Raw genomic sequence first — 19082 nt, 5'->3', positions numbered from 1 at the left:
GGTCCTTGCCGGGATTCTACGCGCGGGTCGCCTGCGCCACGACGGCGCGCAGGGTCCGCCGGGTCAGCGGAATCTTGAAGTCGTTGCTGCCGTAGCCGCGGGCGCCCTTGAGCACCGCGTCGGCGGCGGCGTCGGCCGAGCCGGTCTGGACCAGGGCGGTCTCGGCCTCGGCGACCCGCCAGGGCTTGTGCGCCAGCCCGCCGAAGGCGAGGCGCGCGGCTGTCGGCTTGCCGCCTTCGCCGGCGATCACCGCGGCCACCGACACGGTGGCGAACGCGTAGGACGCCCGGTCGCGGACCTTGCGGTAGATGTGCGTGCCCGCCACAGGCTTCGGCAGCGTTACGGCGGTGATGATCTCGCCCTTGCGCAGCTCGGTCTCGATCTGCGGGGTGTCGCCGGGCAGCTTGTGGAAGTCGGCGATCGGGATCTTTCGCGATTGCCCGTCCGGATTCATCATCTCGACGGTGGCGTCCAGCGCCCGCATGGCCACCGCCATGTCGGATGGGTTGGTGGCGATGCAGGCCTCGCTCGCCCCGACCACCGCCATGATCCGGTTGAAGCCGCCGATCGCCGAGCAACCGGAGCCGGGCTCCCGCTTATTGCAGGGCATGGCTGTGTCGTAGAAATAGTAGCAGCGCGTCCGCTGGAGCAGGTTGCCGGCGGTGGTCGCCTTGTTGCGCAGCTGCCCCGACGCGCCGGCCAGCAGCGCCTTCGCCAGCACGGCGTAGTCCTTCCGCACCCGTGGGTCGGCGGCGAGGTCGGAGTTGCGCACCAGCGCGCCGACGCGCAGGCCGCCCTCCTGCGTGGCCTCGACCTTGTCGAGCGGCAGCCGGTTGACGTCGATCAGGGTCGCCGGGGTCTCGATCTGGAGTTTCATCAGGTCGAGGAGGTTGGTGCCGCCTGCGATGAACTTGGCGTTCGGCCGCTCGGCCGCGAGCTTCGCGGCGTCCTGAACCGTGGCCGGACGCTCGTACGTGAAAGCCTTCATGTCCGCCCCCTCAGAGGTTGCTGGCGGCGGTGTCGCGGATCGCCGCGACGATGTTCGGGTAGGCGCTGCAGCGGCAGATGTTGCCGCTCATGCGCTCGCGGATCTCGGCATCGCTGAGCGTCGGCGTTGACGCGACGTCCTCGGTGACGTGGCTCGGCCAGCCGGCCTTGGCCTCGCTCAGCATGCCGACCGACGAGCAGATCTGGCCCGGCGTGCAGTAGCCGCACTGGAAGCCATCATGCTCCAGGAAGGCCGCCTGCATCGGGTGGAGCTGGTCGCCGGTGGCGAGCCCCTCGATCGTGGTGATCTGATCGCCCTCGTGCATCGCCGCGAGGGTCAAGCAGGAATTGATCCGCCTTCCGTCCACCAGCACCGTGCAGGCGCCGCACTGGCCGTGGTCGCAGCCCTTCTTGGTGCCGGTGAGCGCCAGATGCTCGCGCAGAGCATCGAGCAGCGTCGTGCGGGTGTCGAGGACGAGGTCCTGCGGCTGACCGTTGATCGTGAGCCGCACCGGCATCGTCTGCGGGGCTGGATCGCCCGGTGCCGCCGCTGCGGGGGCAGGCCGGAGACCGAGGGCGCCGAGCGCCCCGGCCGCGGCGCAGCCCTCCACCACGGCCCGCCGCGTCAAGGCGAACGGCTTCTTCGAAGTCGCGTCTGTCATGCTGTTATCCCGCCCGTGCGCAACGCATCACGGCGCGACGCAGTCTGGAATCCGGTGTGCCAACGCCCAGCTCGCCGGATTAGATCCGGTCCAGACTGCGCCCGTTCATCGCGGCTGCGCGGGGTCGCCTGCTGGACTCCGGCAGTTCGTCCTCGCGAGCACAGCGAAGCGTCCCAGGGCAGGGCGACATCGGTGACCGTGGCGCCGCCGGATTGCTTCGCGTTGCTCGCAAAGACGGTGGCGCCTTGGAACGCGTCCCGCTGCGAGCGTTTGGGTTGATCGGACAACGACACCGGAATCTCGCCCCATGGCCGTCCCGACCCTGCCGCTCAACGACGGGCGCCGCATCCCGCAGATCGGCTACGGCTGCTGGCAGCTCTCGGACGCACAGGCGCCGGACCTCGTCGGCCGGGCGCTCCAGGCCGGCTATCGCCTGATCGACACCGCCGCCATCTACGGCAACGAGGCCGGCGTCGGCCGCGCCGTCCGCGACGCGCAAGTGCCCCGGGACGAGATCGTCCTGACCACCAAGCTCTGGAACGACCGCCAGGGTCGCGACGAGACGCGGCGTGCCTTCGACGAGAGCCTGCAGCGCCTCGGCCTGTCCTATGTCGATCTCTATCTGATCCACTGGCCGTGCCCGCAGCGGCGCCTGTTCGTCGAGACGTGGAAGACCCTGATCCAGCTCCGTGAGGAGGGGCGCGCGAAGTCGATTGGCGTCTCGAACTTCACGCCCGAGCACATCGCCACCCTGATCGGCGAGACGGGCGTCGCGCCCGCGGTGAATCAGATCGAGCTGCACCCGCGCTTCCAGCGCAAGGCGCCGCGGGCCGACGATGCCAGTCGCGGGATCGTGACCGAATCCTGGAGCCCGCTGGGACAGGGCAAGGAGCTGAACGACCCGGTCATCGTGGCGATCGCGAAAGCCCACGGGAAGAGCCCCGCCCAGGTGGTGCTGCGCTGGCAAATTCAGATCGGCTGCGTGGCCATCCCGAAGACCGCCCGGCCCGAGCGCATCCTCGAGAACATCGCGCTGTTCGATTTCGAACTTGCGGCCGACGAGATGGAGAAGATCGCGGCCGTGGATCGGCCCGACGGCCGGATCGGACCCGACCCCGCCACCTTCTGCTGACCGGTCGGCCTTCGGCGGCGCAGCATAACATCGCGCCGCAAAAGATTTATGCTCACAGCTAGCATATCTGGACAGGCGCCTCCGGCCCCCATAAGTTAGACGGCACAATGCTCAAACTGAGCATAATGGAGGACGCCATGGCGGCGACCGTTGCACCCGTCTCCCGCACGCCCATCCCGGGCCTGCCGCTCCCGGATCTCTACGCCCGTGTCAGCCGGCACGTTCCGGCGATCGAGTGGCCGGCGCTGGCTCCGGACATCGAGGCGATTCTGCGCCTGAAGCGCGAGCGCAACGCCGTGATCCTGGCGCACAACTATCAAGCGCCTGAGATCTTCCACACGGTGGCCGACATCGTCGGCGACAGCCTCGCGCTGGCCCGCGAGGCGGTGAACGTCGACGCCGACGTGATCGTGCTGGCGGGCGTCCACTTCATGGCCGAGACGGCCAAGCTCCTGAACCCGAGCAAGACCGTGCTGATCCCCGACATGGGTGCGGGCTGCTCGCTGGCCGATTCGATCACCGCCGCGGATGTGCGCGGCCTGCGCGCCAAGTACCCGGGCGTTCCGATCGTCACCTACGTGAACACCTCGGCGGCCGTGAAGGCCGAGTCGGACCTGTGCTGCACCTCCGGCAACGCCGTGGCGGTGGTGAAGTCGCTGAACGCCCCGCGGGTTCTGATGATCCCGGACGAGTTCCTGGCGCAGAACGTCCAGGCCGAGATCCCCGAGGTCGAGATCCTGACCTGGGCCGGCCATTGCGAGGTGCACGAGCGCTTCACGCCGGCCGACATCCGCGACGTCCGCGACAGCTATCCCGGCGTCACCGTCATCGCGCACCCGGAATGCCCGCCGGAGGTGGTGGCCGAGTCGGACTTTTCCGGCTCGACCGCGATGATGATGGACTTCGTCGTCGAGAAGCGGCCGAAGCAGGTGGTGCTCGTCACCGAGTGCTCGATGGCCGACAACATCGCGGCCGCGAACCCGGACATCGAGTTCATCAAGCCCTGCAACATGTGCCCGCACATGAAGCGGATGAGCTTGGCGAACATCCGCCGGTCGCTTGAGACCATGACCCACGAGGTCACGGTCGATCCGGCGCTGGCCGACCGCGCCCGGGCGGCGGTGGAGCGCATGCTCCAGGTGCGCACGCGATGAACGCGATCTCGCCCAACGCCGCCGACCGCGTCGTCGTGGTCGGCGGCGGCGTCGCGGGGCTGAGCGTCGCGCTGCGCCTCGCGCCCCGCCCGGTGACGCTTCTCAGCGCCTCGCCCCTCGGTCTCGGCACCGCCACAGGCTGGGCGCAGGGCGGCATCGCCGCCGCGGTCGGCGCCGACGATGCGGCCGCGCTGCACGCCGCCGACACGGAAGCGGCCGGCGCCGGGCTGACCGAGCCCGACGTCGCGCTCCGCGTCGCGCAGGAAGGGCCGGCACTGATCGACTGGCTGGTGCGGATCGGCGTTCCGTTCGACCGGACCGGCGATGGGGCGCTCGCCCTCGGGCTGGAGGCCGCGCACGGCCGCCGGCGCATCGTCCGCTCCGGCGGCGATGCCACCGGCGCGCGCGTCCTCGAAGGACTTGTCCGGGCCGTGCTGGCGGCACCCTCCATCGAGGTCGTCACGGCGCGCGCCTGCGACCTGCTCCGGGACACGAACGGGGCCGTGGCCGGGATCGTCGCCGAGCGCGACGGCGCCCTGTTCCGCATCCCGGCCCGCGCCGTGGTGCTGGCCACCGGCGGCGTCGGAGCCCTGTACGCGGCCACCACCAACCCGCCGGGCGCGGTTGGACGCGGGCTGGCGCTCGCCGCCCGCGCCGGAGCGGTGATGCGCGATATGGAATTCGTGCAGTTCCACCCGACCGCCATCGCGACCGGTTCCGATCCGATGCCGCTCGCCACCGAGGCTCTGCGCGGTGAGGGCGCTCGCCTGATCGATGAGACCGGCGCTCCCGTGATGGCCGGCATCGCGGGCGGCGATCTCGCCCCCCGCGACGTGGTCGCCCGCGGCATCTTTCAGGCGCTGCAGCGGGGCCGCACGGTCTATCTCGACGCCCGCGGAACGCTCGGCGCCGCAATGCCGACGCGCTTTCCGACGGTGGCGGGCCTCTGCGCCGGCGCCGGCATCGATCCGGCCGTGCAGCCGATCCCGGTCCGCCCGGCGGCGCACTACCACATGGGCGGCGTGAAGGTGGACGCGCACGGCGCCACCTCGGTGCCGGGCCTCTATGCCTGTGGCGAGGTCTCCTCCACGGGCCTGCACGGCGCCAACCGGCTCGCCAGCAACTCGCTGCTGGAGGGGCTCGCCTATGCGCGCTTCATCGCCGACGGGCTCGACGCGCCGCCGCCGGCGGCCATCGTGCCGCAAGCCGTGACCGTCCGGGCCTCCGGCGACCTGCCGGCGATCCGCACCCTGATGGACCGCCAGGTCGGGGTCGTGCGCGACGCCGCCGGTCTCGCGGGGGCGGTGGCCGCCCTGACGCCCGAGGCGGAATCCTGCGACGCGGCACTGGTGGCGCTTCTGATCGCCCGCGGCGCGCTGGAACGCCAGGAGAGCCGTGGCGCCCACTGGCGGAGCGACTATCCGCATCTCGCAGCCCCGGTTCACACCGAGACCTCGCTGGCCGAACTCCGGGCGGCGCAGAGCGGTCGTGAGGCCGCCAAAGAGGCCCTGACGCCATGACCCGATCGGTGCTCTCCGAGGAGATCCTGCCCCTGCCGCGGCTCCTGGTCGAGCCGGTGGTGCGCGCCGCCTTGCTGGAGGATCTCGGCCGGGCCGGCGACATCACCACCGACGCCATCGTGCCCCCGGGCGAGCGGATGCGCGGCGTGATCGCCTCCCGCCAGGATGGCGTGATCTCCGGCACCGACGCCGCCGCCATCGCGTTCGCGCTGGTCGACCCGGCCGTGACCGTCACGGTCGAGCGCGGCGACGGCACCCGCGTCGCGCCGGGCGACGTGGTCCTGCGCCTGGACGGGCCGGCGCGGGCGATCCTCACCGCCGAGCGCGTCGCCCTCAACCTGCTCTGCCGCATGTCGGGCGTCGCGACCGCCACACATGGCCTTGTCGAGGCAGCGCGCCCGCACGGCAAGGCGTCGATCGTCTGCACCCGCAAGACCACGCCGGGCCTGCGCGCCCTGGAGAAGCACGCGGTCCGGGCCGGCGGCGGCTCGAACCACCGCTTCGGCCTCGACGATGCGGTGCTGATCAAGGACAACCACGTGGCGGTGGCCGGCGGCATTGTTCCGGCGATCGAGCGCGCCCGGTCCCGGGCCGGTCACCTCGTGAAGATCGAGTGCGAGGTCGACAGCCTGGAGCAGCTGGAGGAGGCGCTCTCGATCGGGGTCGACGCCGTGCTCCTCGACAACATGAGCCCCGACCAGCTCACCCGCGCGGTGGCGATGATCGACGGCCGGGCGCTCTCCGAGGCGTCGGGCCGGATCACCCGCGAGACGGTGGGCGCGGTCGCGGCGTCGGGGGTCGACCTGATCTCCTGCGGCTGGATCACCCACTCGGCCGCGATCATCGACCTTGGCCTCGACGCCGCTTGAGGCGGCGCTGTCCCGACCTGCGGAGCTGGAGCCGGGGCAGCACACCGGCTCCCCGGGCGTCTCATCCCGCGCCTCGGTGCTGCTGCTATCGCGACCGCGGGAAAGCTGACACAACGACGTCCGCGTCGCTGCAGGCTTTCCCCGACCGAACGCGGGGCCAGAAAGCCGGAGCCTCGTCACTAACCCATCGATCGAGGTGGCCCGGATGGCGAAGTTCCACTTCGTCGAAGACTACGAGAAGTTCGTCCGCCAGCTGATGCGCGACTTGCCCCTCGACGAGGCCATGAGCCGGGCCGTCGGCGGCGACTATGATCGCATCGGCGCGGTCGAGTGCGAGATCCTGAAGCATTTCGGACTGAAGGACGGGGATACGGTCGTCGATTTCGGGTGCGGGTCCGGCCGCCTGGCGGTCAATCTCGCGAAAGAAGCCCGGATCACTTATCTCGGTCTCGACGTCGTCCAGGATCTGCTGAATTACGCGAAAACCAAATGTCCGAACAGCTATCGTTTCGTGAAGAACGATCAGCTGTCCTTGCCTGTGGCCGACGACAGCGTCGATCTGTTTGCGGCCTTCAGCATTTTCACGCATCTGCTGCACACCGAGTGCTACATCTATCTCGAGGAGATGTATCGTGCGCTGCGTCCGGGCGGGCGCGTCGTTGCGTCCTTTCTCGAATTCAGCACCCCTTCGCATTGGGGCATCTTCACGACGACCGTGGGCGAGCAACGCACCAGTTCGGTGCCTCACCTCAACACGTTCATCGAGCGGAGCGTCTGGGAGATCTGGGCCGGTCATCTCGGGTTCGAAATCGCGCAGTTCGTCGACGGGCCCGCCGCCCCTTGGCCGTCGGGCACCATGCTCGGTCAGTCCGTCGTGGTCCTCAGCAAACCGCAGGCGCGCTGACGCGGTGCGGGCGGGTCCCCATCGGACAAGTCTACGCGTCGGTGGCCTTCGTCGCGGAACTGCGGCGGGGCCGTGAGGCCGTGCTCTGACGCGCCGGTTTCACGCGATCGTCATCACGGACGGTGACAAGTCATCGTCGTAGTCCCTTCGGGCTATCCGACAGTCTTCCGCAGCGCCCTCGACTTGATAAGGTCGCGCCGATAGCGACGCCATCGACCGGATCTGCCCGTGAGCCAAGCCCTCAACCCCGCGGCAGCACCGGCAGTCGGTCTCCCCAACGCACCGGTCGTGCGCAAGCCCGGCGCCGTCCGGCACGGTCCCGGGCCGGCGCTGATGCTCGGCGCTCTGGGTGTGGTCTACGGCGACATCGGCACGAGCCCGCTCTACGCGTTCAAGGAGGCGGTGAAGGCGGCGACGGCCGGCGGCGCCTCGGTGCCGGCGGCGGCCACGGGTGCGGTGTCGCTGATCCTGTGGTCGCTGATCCTGATCGTGTCGCTGAAATACGCGGTGCTGATCCTGCGCGCCGACAACCGCGGCGAGGGCGGCATCGTCGCCATGCTGGCGCTGCTGGGCGCGCGGCAGGCGCGGCCGGGGACTTGGAAGGCGCTGCTTCTGGTGGTCGGGCTCGTGGGCGCGGCTTTGCTCTACGGCGACGGGGCGATCACGCCGGCGATCTCGGTGCTGTCGGCGATCGAGGGCCTGAAGGTCGACGCGCCCGCGCTCGGGCCGTTCGTGGTGCCGATCACGCTGGTGATCCTGGTCGGGCTGTTCCTGGTCCAGCACAAGGGCGTGGCCGCCATCGGCCGGGTGTTCGGGCCCGTCATGCTGGTCTGGTTCGTCGTGCTGGTCCTGCTCGCGGTCCCGAGCATCCTCCGGGCCCCGGAGATCCTGGCCGCGGCCAATCCCTGGCGGGCCCTAGACTTCCTGATCCATGCGGGCTGGCACGTCAGCTTCCTGATGCTCGGCGCGGCCTTCCTGGCGGTGACCGGCGGCGAGGCGATGTACGCCGACCTCGGCCATTTCGGCGCCCCGGCCATCCGCGCAGCGTGGTTCGTCCTCGTCCTGCCCGCCCTGCTGATTCATTATTGCGGCCAGGGAGCCCTCATCCTCGCGAATCACGAGGCGATCGAGAACCCGTTCTACCTGCTGGCTCCCGACTGGGCGCATTATCCGCTGGTCGCCCTGGCCACGATGGCGACGGTCATCGCCTCGCAGGCGGTGATCTCGGGCGTCTATTCGCTGACCCAGCAATCCATCCAGCTCGGCTTCCTCCCGGCGATGCGCGTCGTGCACACCGACCGGGACGAGCGCGGGCAGATCTACGTGCCCGGGGTGAACTGGATGCTCGCCGTCGCGACGCTCACCGCCGTCGTGGTGTTCGGCTCGTCCGACGCGCTCGCTGGCGCCTACGGGATCGCGGTTTCCGCGCTGATGGGCATCACCACGCTGCTGGCGGCCCTGATCGCGCTCCGGTGGGGCTACAACCCGATCCTGGTCGTTGCGGTGAACGGCTTCTTCCTCGCCATCGACAGCGTCTTCTTCGCCGCCAACAGCGTGAAGCTCCTGGAAGGCGGCTGGTTTCCGCTGCTGCTGGCGGCCGCGGTCGCATTCCTGATGCTGACCTGGATGAAGGGCAACCACGTCCTCGAATCCGTCCGCCAGACCATGCGCATGTCCGAGGCGACCTTCCTCGCCCGCCTCGCCTCGCACCCGCCGGTGACGCTGCCGGGCACCGCAGCCTTCCTGACGGCCGCCACGGAGGGCATCCCGATGGCGCTCGGCCGTCTGCTGGAGCGCAGCCGCTGCCTGCACGAGCGGCTCCTCCTGATCACCGTGATCTACGAGGAGGAGCCGGTCGTTCCCGCCACCGAGCGGGCGGAGGTGACGCTCGTGGCCCAGGGCATCCGCAAGGCCATTTCCAAGTACACGCCCGGCATGGAGCGCGTGGTCCTGCACTACGGCTTCATGCAGACCGCCTCGATTCCCGAGGGGCTGCAATGCGCCGTGGCGAGCGGACTGCTGCCGCCGGAATATCTGGAGGACATGACCTACTTCGTCGGCCACGAGGTGGTGATCCCGTCGCCGACCCATCCCGGCATGGCGCCCTGGCGGGAGGGCCTGTTCGCCTTCATGAAGCGCAACGCCGAGCGGACCGGCGCCCATTTCGGCCTGCCGACCCGGCAGATCGTGGAGGTGGGGACCGAGATCGAGATCTGACCGGCCGTGGCGCCCGCGAGCCGCGCATCGGAGGCCGAAGCCGGCCGGCATGCGCATTGAAAACGGCCGCGTTCGCAAGCATATCGCCACCGCGAATTTTTCCCCCACAGCGGAGGCATCACCCGTGAGCGAGACGATCGAGCGGCACGAATTCGGGGCGGAGGTGGGACGCCTCCTCGACCTCGTCGTGCACGCGCTCTACTCCGACCGCGAGATCTTCCTGCGCGAACTCGTCGCCAACGCCGCCGACGCCATGGACCGGCGGCGGTTCGAGGCGCTGACCTCGGCGGCGAGCGCCCTGCCGCCGGACGCCAAGGTCCGCATCGCGCCCGACAAGGAGGCGCGCACCCTGACCGTCTCGGATGCCGGTATCGGCATGACCAAGGAGGATCTCGCCACCAACCTCGGCACCATCGCGCGCTCCGGCACGCGGGCCTTCTCGCAGACGCTGGAATCCGCCAAGGCCGAGGACCGGCCGAGCCTGATCGGCCAGTTCGGCGTCGGCTTCTACTCGGCCTTCATGGTCGCTGACCGGGTCACCGTCACGTCGCGCCGCGCCGGCAGCGACGAGGCCTGGACCTGGGCCTCGGAGGGGCAGGGCAGCTACACGCTGGAGCCGGCCACGCGTGGCGAGCCCGGCACCGACATCGTCTTGCACCTCAAGGAGGACGCCGACGAGTACCTCGAGCCCTACCGCCTCGACCATCTCGTGCGGAAATGGGCCGACTTCATCACCGTGCCGATCGCCGTCGTGCGCGACGGCAAGGATGAATCGGCCAACCAGGGCACCGCGCTCTGGCGCAAACCGAAGTCGGAGGTCACCGAGGAGCAGTACGAGGAATTCTACCGCTCCATCGGCATGAACTTCGACAAGCCCTGGGCGACGCTGCACTGGCGCGCCGAGGGGCAGCTCGAATTCTCGGCGCTGCTGTTCGTGCCGGGCTCGAAGCCGTTCCAGGCCCTCGACAACGAGCGGCAGAGCAAGGTCCGTCTGCACGTGCGGCGGATGTTCATCACCGACGAGGCCGAGTTGCTGCCGCCGTGGCTGCGTTTCGTCCAGGGCGTCGTCGACACCGAGGACCTGCCGCTCAACGTCTCCCGCGAGATGCTCCAATCGACGCCGGCCCTGGCGCGGATCCGCCGCGCCGTGACCGGCCGGGTCGTGTCCGAGCTGACGACGCGCGCCAAGGACGCGGAGAGCTACACGGCGTTCTGGGAGAATTTCGGCCCCGTCCTCAAGGAGGGCATCTACGAGGATTTCGAGCGCCGGGGCGAGATCGCGCCGCTGCTGCGGTTCCGGTCCTCGGCGGTCGACGGATGGACCTCGCTGCCCGACTACGTATCCCGGATGAAGGACGGGCAGGATGCGATCTACTATCTCGTCGCCGACGATGCCGAGGCGCTGAAATCGTCGCCCCAGCTCGAGGGCTTCAAGGCCCGCGGCCTCGAGGTTCTGCTCCTCTCCGACCACGTCGATGCCTTCTGGCCGGACCAGCTCGGCACGTTCGAGGAGAAGCCGCTGCGCTCGATCACCAAGGGCGGCCTCGACCTGTCGAAGTTCGCCCTCGACGGTGAGCAGGCCGAAGCGCCTGAGGACATCGACGCCTTCGTGACCGCCGTGAAGTCGGCGCTCGGCACCGAGGTCTCCGACGTCCGCACCACCGACCGGCTGGTCGATTCGGCTGTGGTGCTCTCGGCCGGCAGCGGTGGCCCCGACCTCCAGATGCAGCGTCTCATGCGCCGCGCCGGACGGGCGGGCGGAGGCCAGCCGGTGCTGGAGATCAATCCGCGTCACCCGCTGATCCGGGCGCTCGCCGCGTCGCCCGAATCCGAGGTGCCGCAGGCTGCCGGCACGCTCCTCGACCTCGCCCGGATCCAGGACGGCGACAGCCCCCGTGACCCGGCCGCGTTCGCGCGGACGGTGGCGGCGGCCCTGGCCGCGGCGCGCGGCGCGTAAAACTACGGAGACACACGCCCCGCGCCGCCGTGAGGCTGCGCGCGGCGTGTGTCTCCACACACATTCGTTCCCGACATTTGCGGGTTCGGTTGATCATTCGGAAATGGTCAAGCCATAACTTCGCCACCGGTCGGGATCATTGCCCGGCCGATGGCGCGGGCGCGGTGGGGGCCGCAGGCGTCTGAGCCGATCCCTCTCGCGCGCGCTTCACACGCGCCTCACGGACGCTGCATGAACCCGGTCGAGGCTGAAGCCGGCAACGGACAGGCGGTCGCGGCAGCGCGGACTCGGGCCCACGCCCGGGCTTACCGCCATAGCGACCGCGTGCGCACGATGCGCCGCCTGATCCCCGTGGCGGCCGGCGGCTCGGTGGCGCTGCTGCTCGCCTACCTGTTCAATCCGTTCGCCGCCAAGCTCCCGGGCGTGTCGGTCGGTCCGGTGACGCTGGCGGGCTCAAAGGTTCGCATGGAGAACCCCCGGCTCTCGGGGTTCCGCCAGGGCACGCGCGGCTACGAGGTGACGGCGGACGCCGCCCTGCAGGACGTGCGCAAGCCCAGCCAGATCGAGCTGCAGCAGATGCGCGGCCACATCGCCACCGACGACCAAGGCGGCGTCGCCCGGCTCTCGGCGGCCTCTGGCCTGTTCGACACCGCCCGCGAAGCCCTCGATCTGAAGGACGACATCCGGATCTGGACCGACAAGGGCGAGGAGGCGCGCCTGCGCTCGGCCGCGGTGACGTTCAAGACCGGGGCGATCAGCTCGCAGGAGCCTGTCACCGTAATGAGCCCGCGGGCCACGGTGAACGCCGACACCCTCGACGTCGTGGAGAGCGGCAAGCGGATCTCCTTCGTGGGCAACGTCCACGTGGTCATCGTCAACGAGGATCAGGCCGAGAAGCCGCCTGCCCGCATCCTGACCTCGGATGCCGAGGCCGGGGGCGTCGGCCGATGAGGTCCGCTCGCCTCCTCTGCGCCGCCTTGGCGGCCGGGCTGCTCCTGGCCGGTCCGGCGCTGGCCGAGAAGCCCGGGGCGCGCAAGGATTCGCCCTTCGGCAATATCGGCGGCAGCGGCAAGGACCCGATCAAGATCGACGCCGACCGGCTCGACGTGTTCGACCGGGAGAACAAGGCGGTCTTCGCCGGCAACGTCGTGGCCGTGCAGGGCGACAGCACCATCCGGTGCTCGACCATGACGGTCACCTACAAGCGCGGCAAGGACGCGCCCGCCAAGGGTGCCAAGGCCGAGCCGAAGGACGAAGGCGCCGAGGCGGCGCCCCGCAACCCCGCCGAGAACGGCATCCAGAAGGTCGATTGCGCCGGCCCGGTCACGGTGGTGCAGAAGGATCAGGTCGCCACCGGCGACCACGCGGTGTTCGATCAAGATGCCAAGCGGATCGTGCTCACCGGCAACGTGGTGCTAAGCCAGTGCCAGAACGTCACCCGCGGGCAGCGGCTGGTCTACGACATGAATACCGGCCGGGCCAACATGGACCCGGTGGCGGGCGGCCGGGTCTCGGCCCTGTTCGTCCCCGGTGACAAGTCGGACGCCAAGGACGGCAAGGCGAAGGGCTGCACGCAGCCGCCGCCCAAGCCGAAGGCGCAGGTCGATTGAGCGGCGCCGTGGCATTTCAGGCTGGCCCGCAGGACGCGCCGGGCCATACGGGCTGGCTCGGCCGGCTGTTCGGCCGGCGCGCGCGGCCGCCGGAGGCTGCCGGGTCCGACGGCTGGTCCGCGGCTGAGGAGGGCGGTCTCGGCATCCTCAGCGTGCGCGGCCTGCGCAAGAGCTACGGAGCCCGCACGGTCGTGCACGAGGCTGGGCTGACGGTCCGCACCGGTGAGGCCGTGGGGCTGCTCGGGCCGAACGGCGCCGGCAAGACCACGATCTTCTACATGATCACCGGGCTGGTGGCGGCCGACCGCGGCCATATCACCCTCGACGGCCTGCCGATCACACATCTGCCCATGTACCAGCGGGCGCGGCTGGGGATCGGCTACCTGCCGCAGGAGGCCTCGATCTTCCGGGGGCTGAGCGTCGAGGACAACATCCGCGCGGTGCTGGAGGTGGTCGAGCCCGACCGCAAGGCCCGCGCCCACAAGCTCGATTCGCTGCTGGAGGAGTTCGACATCGCGCGCCTGCGCAAGTCGCCCTCGATCGCCCTCTCGGGCGGTGAGCGGCGGCGCTGCGAGATCGCCCGGGCGCTCGCATCCTCGCCGACCTTCATGCTCCTCGACGAGCCCTTCGCGGGCATCGACCCGATCGCGGTGGGCGACATCCAGGATCTGGTGAAGCACCTGAAGCAGCGCGGCATCGGCGTGCTGATCACCGACCACAACGTCCGCGAGACGCTGGGCCTGATCGACCGCGCCTACATCGCCCATTCCGGCCGCATTCTCACCGAGGGCACGCCGGAGGAGATCGTGGCGAACCCCGAGGCGCGGCGGCTGTATCTGGGTGAGGATTTCAAACTCTGAGGAACGCCACGGCTCCGGGCCGACGCTGCTCCAGCCGATGATATGGGTCATCGCCGAGCCGATGAGAGGCTGATGCTTGTGCGGTCGGTGACGGCTGTTGATCCGTCTGTTCCGGTCCGCGACAGGAGAATGTCGGAGGGGCACGGAACCGTGTCCGTGGTTTGAGGAAAGGCCGTGGAATCGTTCCGCATCCGGTGGAGTGATCACGCTCTCGGACGCATGCGGCTGCGCGCGATCGAACCGCTCTGGGTCGAACGAGTCCTGGCATGTCCGGAACTCGTCGAGGCGGATCCTGATCACCCCGGGCGTTTCCGCGCCTTCGCACGCGTGCCTGAATGCGACGGTCGTGTGCTGCGCGTGGTATACGAGCCGCTACAGGACGGCGCGGAGGCCTTGGTCGTCACGGCGCTGCTCGATCGAGGTCGTACGCGCAACTGGAGGAGGTCACGTTGAAATCCGAGTACGATCCCGTCGTGGACGCGCTCTACATCCGCCTCGCCGAGTCGCGCATCGTTGAGAGCGAGGAGCTCCGCCCCGGTTTCATTGTGGATCTCGATGCAGACGGCCGTATCGTCGGGGTCGAGATCCTCGACGCCAGCAAGCAGGTGGCGCCCGGGGCCGCGCTGGACCACCCTCACGCGGCGTAGCTCGCAGTGCGCCCCAACCCTGCTGGCGCGATGCGCTGAGCCTCACCCCTTCCAGTTCTTCAGCGCCGCGAACGGGCTGTCCGAGCCCGCGGGCTTCTCGGGGTTCAGCACCGGCTCCACCTGGGCGATCGCGTCCACCATCGAGAAGGCGGAGCCGCTCTGAAGCCGGCCGCCGGCCGCGTCCCGATGGCCGCCGCCGCGGAACAAGCGGGCGCCGTCGAGGGCCGTGCCGTCGTTGGAGCGGAACGACAGGTTCCCCATCCGCTGGACGTTGACGACGCGCCTCGCCCGGCCCGCATCCATGATCAGGTCCGAGACCCGCTGGAATGTGCCTGAGTCGAGGGCGAAGGACAGGAGCGTGCCGTCCTTCAGCGGTCGGAACAGGGCGTCCGAGCGGGCGAGCGCCCGGGCAAGCCGCATCCGCGTGGTGAGCGCCGGATCGTCGTCCGGCGCGTCGCGCAGCAGGGCGTCGACCACGTCGCCTCGGATGGCGACCGCGCGCTGTTCCAGCTCCGCCGGGCTCGCGCCGTCCCGCAGCGCCGCGGCGGCGCCGAGCAGGATGTCGGACACGAACCGGTCGTGCCAGGGATGCCCGACCGGCACGAAGCTCGACACCACTTCCCAGAACAGCTCGTCCAGTGCCAGGCCGCCCCGGAAGGCGGGGCTCTCCTTGCGCCAGAGGTCGAGGGCGTCGACCGCGGCGAGCAGGCTCGACAGGTCGGTCTCGGGCTCGTGGCTGGCGAACAGGGCGCGATGATCGAAGGTCATCCGCGTGGCGCAGAGATCCTCCTCGATCAGCACGGCGATCCCGGGATCGCCGAGATCGATCCGGTTCAGGCCGGGCCGCTCCGGATCCGCGGTCGGCTCCAGCCCGAGGCGGCGCAACTGGTCGAGGGACGAGGCGTGGTGGTCGAGAACCACGAGGCGGTGCGTCCGGCCGTCGTCGCGGCGGCGGTTCATCGCGGCGAACTTCTTCAGCCCGGCGATGGTCTGCTCCTCCAGGCCGAGGTCGGTCATCAGGAGGATCTCGCTCTCGGCAGCGCGGCCGAGGCGCTTGATCTCGTCCTCGAAGACCGGACCGACATCGCTGTAGCGCGGCACGTGGACGACGCGCTCGACCGTCGCGCAGGCGGCGGCCACCGTGGAGGCACCGTAGCCGTCGAGGTCGTGGTGGGTGATCTGGGTCAGGCGCACGCGGAGCGGTCTCGGAGGGTGAGGGAGGAGGGCGGTCTACGACGTCGGGCGCCGGGAGGCGAGGGGCGGCGGGCTCTTCCCGTCGCCCGCAATCGGTGCAGAATGCGGGCGGGACGTCACGAGTCGAGCAACGGCCGGTCGGACCCGGAGCACCCCAACGGTGCCCGTCATCCCGGGAGGAGAAGCCGATGGCCCTGGCCGCAACGCCGCGCGTGAGGCGCATCCAGACGATCTCACTCGCCCTCCTCGTGACCGCGGGCGTCGTCAACTACGTCGACCGCGCCACCCTGGCGGTGGCCAATCCGCTGATCCGAGAGGATCTCGGCCTCTCCATCCCCGACATGGGCCTGCTGCTCTCGGCGTTCCTCTGGGCCTACGCCTTCGCCCAGCTTCCGGCCGGTGCGCTGGCTGACCGGCTCGGGCCGCGGCTGACGCTCACCCTCGGCCTGTCCTGCTGGTCCCTCGGCCAGATGCTGGGCGGCGCCGTGACGTCGTTCTGGCAGTTCGTGAGTGCGCGCATCGTCCTCGGTATCGGCGAGGCACCGCATTTTCCCACCTGCGCCCGCGTCTCCCGCGACTGGTTCAACATCCGCCAGCGCGGCACCGCCACAGGCATCTGGAACTGCGCCTCCTCCCTCGGCACCTTCCTGGCCCTGCCGCTGCTCACCTTTCTGATGGTGAGCTTCGGCTGGCGCGCGATGTTCGTGATCATGGGGGCGGCCGGGCTGGTGCTCGCCGCCATCGTCTACCTCGTGTTCCGCAACCCGCGCGAGACCGATTTGACCCCGGCGGAGCGCGCCTTCCTGGAAGAGGGCGACGCGCCGAATGCCAGCCGCCCGGTGACTTGGAGCGCATGGCGGCGGCTGTTCGGCTTCCGCACCAGCTGGGGCATGATCGTCGGCTATTTCGGCTGCATTTACATGACGTGGCTCTACACCGCGTGGCTGCCGAGCTACCTGGAGATCGAGCGGCACTTCACCCTGCAGAAGACCGGCCTCATCGGCTCGATCCCCTTCGCCTTCGGGGTGATGGGCGGTATTTTGGGCGGCCGGGTCGTGGACATGCTGGTCCGGCGCGGCGTCGATCCGATCCGCAGCCGCAAGATCCCGATGGTCGTCTCCCTGGTGGCGACCGCGGGTTTCACCGTGGTGGCGGCCCTGACGCCGAGCGACACGCTGGCCATCGCGTGCATCTCGGCCTCGCTGTTCCTGGTCTATCTGAGCTCGTCCTCCGCCTGGGCGATGGCTTCCGTGGCGGCGCCTGCCAATTGCACGGCCTCGCTCGGCGCCATGCAGAATTTCGGCGGCTATATCGGCGGCGCCCTGGCCCCGACCGTGACCGGCTTCATCGTCGGCGGGACGGGGCATTTCTCGATGGCGTTCATCACGGGTGCGGTGATCGCGCTGATCGCGGCCCTCGGCTACTGGACGCTGATCCAGGATCCGATCGTCGACGAGGCTCCGTCAGGCCCGCTCGTGGGTGGCCTGCACGCGGCCGGATGAACTGCGGCAGGGGGAGTGAGGTGTCCCTCTCCGTCATCACGAGCACAGCGAAGTGACCCAGGGCGGCGCGACTTCTCAGATCGTGGCGCCGGCTGGATTGCCCAGCTCGGCTCGCAGAGACGGTGGGCCGAGATCATCATCCGAAGCCGCGACGACGGAGGCGTTTCCAATTGCGCCGTCGCGCGGACCGCTCGATCCTTTCATCTAGCGACGCATCGCAAACCCTCGACCCCGTCATTCCGGGTCGCCGCAGGGGAGCCCGGAATCCAGAGCCGCCGACGCGCCAGGATCCTGTAGTGACAGCGGATCTGGATCGCCCGCCTCCGGCGTGCCCCTCCGGGTCCGGGCTTCGCTGCGCGGCCCGGGTCTGACGGCGCGGCTCATAGTTCGCCGAACATCCCCGCACGGGAGAGGGGCTGGTTGCGTCCGTTCGAATCGGGCGCAATTGTTCGGGCGTGCCGCGTGAGTCGAAATCAGCGGATACGGCCATGCCGGCGCGGTTGGCTGGTTCGATAACCGCGAAGGTCAATTGTTCGGTCAGCGCTCCGCATTCAAAACTGTAAACATTCGAGCGATGGCCTTGCGGCGCCGGGCCGAATTATGGTCACTTGGCTGATGTGTGCCATCGGGATGACGTTCGAACAGCTCAGGACTGAATCGATACGCCCTGGTCTCTGCGGACGGGTCCGATGGCTGGCGTGAGCCATGATCCCTGGATCCGCCTGCAGGACGACCTTGAGGCCCGTTTCCGGGAGGATCTCGAGGAGGCGGTGATCGACGCCGCACGCTGGCCCGACCTGATCGACCGGGCCTCGCGGGCGTCCGGCAGCGAAGGCGCCCTGCTCCTGCGTTCGGATCGCACCGCGCTCGATGCGCTCTGCACGCCGTCCCTGGCGGATGCCTCGCGCCGCTACTTCGATGAGGGCTGGCACCGCGAAGACCACCGGCTGCGCGGCATTCCGCTGATGCGCCAGCGCGGCATCGCGGTCGATCAGGACTTCACCTCGCCCGAGGAATTCGCGCGGCTTCCGTTCTACCAGGACCTGCTCGCCTCCCGTGGCCTGCGCTGGTTTGCGGGGATCGGGTTCGAGGTGAAGGGCCGGCTCTGGTGCCTGTCGCTGCAGCGGACGATCGCGCAGGGGCCCTACGAGCCGCACGAGCAGACGCGCCTGGCTGCCCTGTCGCCCCTTCTCCGACGGGCCGGCCTGCTCACCGCGATGGTTGAGAAGGCTCGGCTGGCCGGGATGAATCAGGCCTTCGACGTCATCGAGCGCGCGGCGCTGATCCTCGATTCCGCGGGACGCGCGGTGTGCTGGAACGCCGCCTTCGGCGCGCTGCTCGGCCGCGACCTGAAGCTCGTGGGCGGACGCCTCACCGCCGCGGAGCCCGAGGCCGCCCGGCAATTGGAGGCTCTAGGACGCCCGGCCGGCCGGGCGCCGATCTCCGCCGTGGTTGTGGCCCGCGAGGACGCGTCGCCGGTCGTGATCCACGTCGTCCCGCTCGTCGGGCCCAGCCGCGGCCTGTTCGCGGGCGGATGCACCTTGCTCCTGGGAAGCGTCCCCGAGGCCGCGCCGGTGCCGGCCTCCGCCATCCTTCAGGCCGCCTACCGGCTCACGCCTGCGGAGGCGCGTCTGGCGCAGGCCGTCTCCGGAGGCGCTTCGCTGGCGGAAGCGGCGGCCCGCTTCGCAATCACGGCCGCGACTGCCCGCTCGCAGCTGAAGGCGATCTTCGCCAAGACCGGCGCGACGCGACAGTCGGACCTCGTCCGGCTGGTCGCCGGTCTCGCGCGCTGACCAGCCGCCGCGCCGGGCATCCGGCCCGGATCGCGGAACGGGTCAGCCCGCGGCACCGTTTGACAGGGGACGAC

General features: G+C 69.9%; 17 protein-coding genes. 14 read left to right on the top strand and 3 right to left on the bottom strand.

The genetic code is table 11. The annotated features are described in order from the left end of the window. Nucleotides 1-16: 16 nt before the first annotated feature. Together ABIE45_RS29455 and paoA are read right to left on the bottom strand one after the other, a co-directional pair. Nucleotides 17-988: a xanthine dehydrogenase family protein subunit M gene (locus ABIE45_RS29455; protein WP_192707962.1), complete on the bottom strand. Its 972-nt coding sequence runs from the start codon at nucleotides 986-988 to the stop codon at nucleotides 17-19. 10 nt (nucleotides 989-998) lie between these two features. Continuing rightward, nucleotides 999-1649: an aldehyde dehydrogenase iron-sulfur subunit PaoA gene (gene paoA / locus ABIE45_RS29450; RefSeq protein ID WP_192707963.1), complete on the bottom strand. Its 651-nt coding sequence runs from the start codon at nucleotides 1647-1649 to the stop codon at nucleotides 999-1001. Between the two features lie 307 nt (nucleotides 1650-1956). Between paoA and ABIE45_RS29445 the strand changes: the two genes are divergently transcribed. The 12 genes from ABIE45_RS29445 (at nucleotide 1957) to ABIE45_RS29390 (ending at nucleotide 14519) form a co-directional block, all read left to right on the top strand. Next, nucleotides 1957-2781 carry an aldo/keto reductase gene (locus ABIE45_RS29445; RefSeq protein WP_192707964.1) on the top strand — a complete coding sequence of 275 codons (825 nt, stop codon included), beginning with the start codon at nucleotides 1957-1959 and terminating at the stop codon, nucleotides 2779-2781. 137 nt (nucleotides 2782-2918) lie between these two features. After that, entirely contained in the window at nucleotides 2919-3935 is a 1017-nt protein-coding gene (gene nadA / locus ABIE45_RS29440) for a quinolinate synthase NadA (RefSeq protein ID WP_192707965.1), read from the top strand. Next, nucleotides 3932-5455 carry an L-aspartate oxidase gene (locus ABIE45_RS29435; RefSeq protein ID WP_192707966.1) on the top strand — a complete coding sequence of 508 codons (1524 nt, stop codon included), beginning with the start codon at nucleotides 3932-3934 and terminating at the stop codon, nucleotides 5453-5455. Before nadA ends, ABIE45_RS29435 begins: the two co-directional genes overlap by 4 nt. Further along, nucleotides 5452-6324 (top strand): carboxylating nicotinate-nucleotide diphosphorylase, encoded by an 873-nt coding sequence (nadC, locus tag ABIE45_RS29430; RefSeq protein ID WP_192707967.1) that lies wholly within the window; start codon nucleotides 5452-5454, stop codon nucleotides 6322-6324. Before ABIE45_RS29435 ends, nadC begins: the two co-directional genes overlap by 4 nt. Before the next feature lie 205 nt (nucleotides 6325-6529). Further along, nucleotides 6530-7228: a methyltransferase domain-containing protein gene (locus ABIE45_RS29425; RefSeq protein ID WP_192707968.1), complete on the top strand. Its 699-nt coding sequence runs from the start codon at nucleotides 6530-6532 to the stop codon at nucleotides 7226-7228. 228 nt (nucleotides 7229-7456) lie between these two features. Continuing rightward, a complete protein-coding gene (locus ABIE45_RS29420) occupies nucleotides 7457-9445 on the top strand; it encodes a KUP/HAK/KT family potassium transporter (RefSeq protein ID WP_192707969.1) in 1989 nt (662 codons plus the stop codon). A 124-nt stretch (nucleotides 9446-9569) separates the two neighbouring features. Further along, nucleotides 9570-11402: a molecular chaperone HtpG gene (gene htpG, locus ABIE45_RS29415; RefSeq protein ID WP_192707970.1), complete on the top strand. Its 1833-nt coding sequence runs from the start codon at nucleotides 9570-9572 to the stop codon at nucleotides 11400-11402. Nucleotides 11403-11633: 231 nt separating this feature from the next. Continuing rightward, entirely contained in the window at nucleotides 11634-12353 is a 720-nt protein-coding gene (gene lptC / locus ABIE45_RS29410) for an LPS export ABC transporter periplasmic protein LptC (RefSeq protein ID WP_192707971.1), read from the top strand. Beyond that, nucleotides 12350-13012 carry an LptA/OstA family protein gene (locus tag ABIE45_RS29405; protein WP_192707972.1) on the top strand — a complete coding sequence of 221 codons (663 nt, stop codon included), beginning with the start codon at nucleotides 12350-12352 and terminating at the stop codon, nucleotides 13010-13012. The genes lptC and ABIE45_RS29405 overlap by 4 nt, the downstream gene beginning before the upstream one ends. An 8-nt stretch (nucleotides 13013-13020) precedes the next feature. Next, nucleotides 13021-13872, top strand: a complete 852-nt coding sequence (lptB, locus tag ABIE45_RS29400; RefSeq protein WP_192707973.1) for an LPS export ABC transporter ATP-binding protein — start codon at nucleotides 13021-13023, stop codon at nucleotides 13870-13872. 174 nt (nucleotides 13873-14046) lie between these two features. Beyond that, the gene (locus ABIE45_RS29395; protein WP_373622796.1) at nucleotides 14047-14325 is read left to right on the top strand and encodes a DUF4258 domain-containing protein; all 279 of its coding nucleotides are present in this window, start codon (nucleotides 14047-14049) and stop codon (nucleotides 14323-14325) included. Beyond that, a complete protein-coding gene (locus ABIE45_RS29390) occupies nucleotides 14322-14519 on the top strand; it encodes a DUF2283 domain-containing protein (protein WP_192707974.1) in 198 nt (65 codons plus the stop codon). Before ABIE45_RS29395 ends, ABIE45_RS29390 begins: the two co-directional genes overlap by 4 nt. A gap of 42 nt (nucleotides 14520-14561) precedes the next feature. On the opposite strand, the gene ABIE45_RS29385 is transcribed toward ABIE45_RS29390, so the two are convergent. Further along, complete coding sequence (locus tag ABIE45_RS29385; RefSeq protein ID WP_192707975.1) at nucleotides 14562-15713, bottom strand: dimethylmenaquinone methyltransferase; 1152 nt, start codon at nucleotides 15711-15713, stop codon at nucleotides 14562-14564. A 188-nt stretch (nucleotides 15714-15901) separates the two neighbouring features. On the opposite strand from ABIE45_RS29385, the gene ABIE45_RS29380 reads away from it, so the two are divergent. Both ABIE45_RS29380 and ABIE45_RS29375 read left to right on the top strand, forming a co-directional pair. After that, nucleotides 15902-17215 carry an MFS transporter gene (locus ABIE45_RS29380; protein WP_192707976.1) on the top strand — a complete coding sequence of 438 codons (1314 nt, stop codon included), beginning with the start codon at nucleotides 15902-15904 and terminating at the stop codon, nucleotides 17213-17215. Nucleotides 17216-17904: 689 nt separating this feature from the next. Beyond that, nucleotides 17905-19008: a helix-turn-helix transcriptional regulator gene (locus tag ABIE45_RS29375; RefSeq protein ID WP_192707977.1), complete on the top strand. Its 1104-nt coding sequence runs from the start codon at nucleotides 17905-17907 to the stop codon at nucleotides 19006-19008. The last annotated feature ends 74 nt before the right edge of the window (nucleotides 19009-19082 follow it).

Origin of the sequence: Methylobacterium sp. OAE515 (assembly GCF_041806315.1) — a bacterium.
Lineage (GTDB): Bacteria > Pseudomonadota > Alphaproteobacteria > Rhizobiales > Beijerinckiaceae > Methylobacterium > Methylobacterium tardum.
The sequence above is the reverse complement of the archived record's forward strand: the minus strand, read 5'-3'. Positions and strand labels throughout refer to the sequence as shown.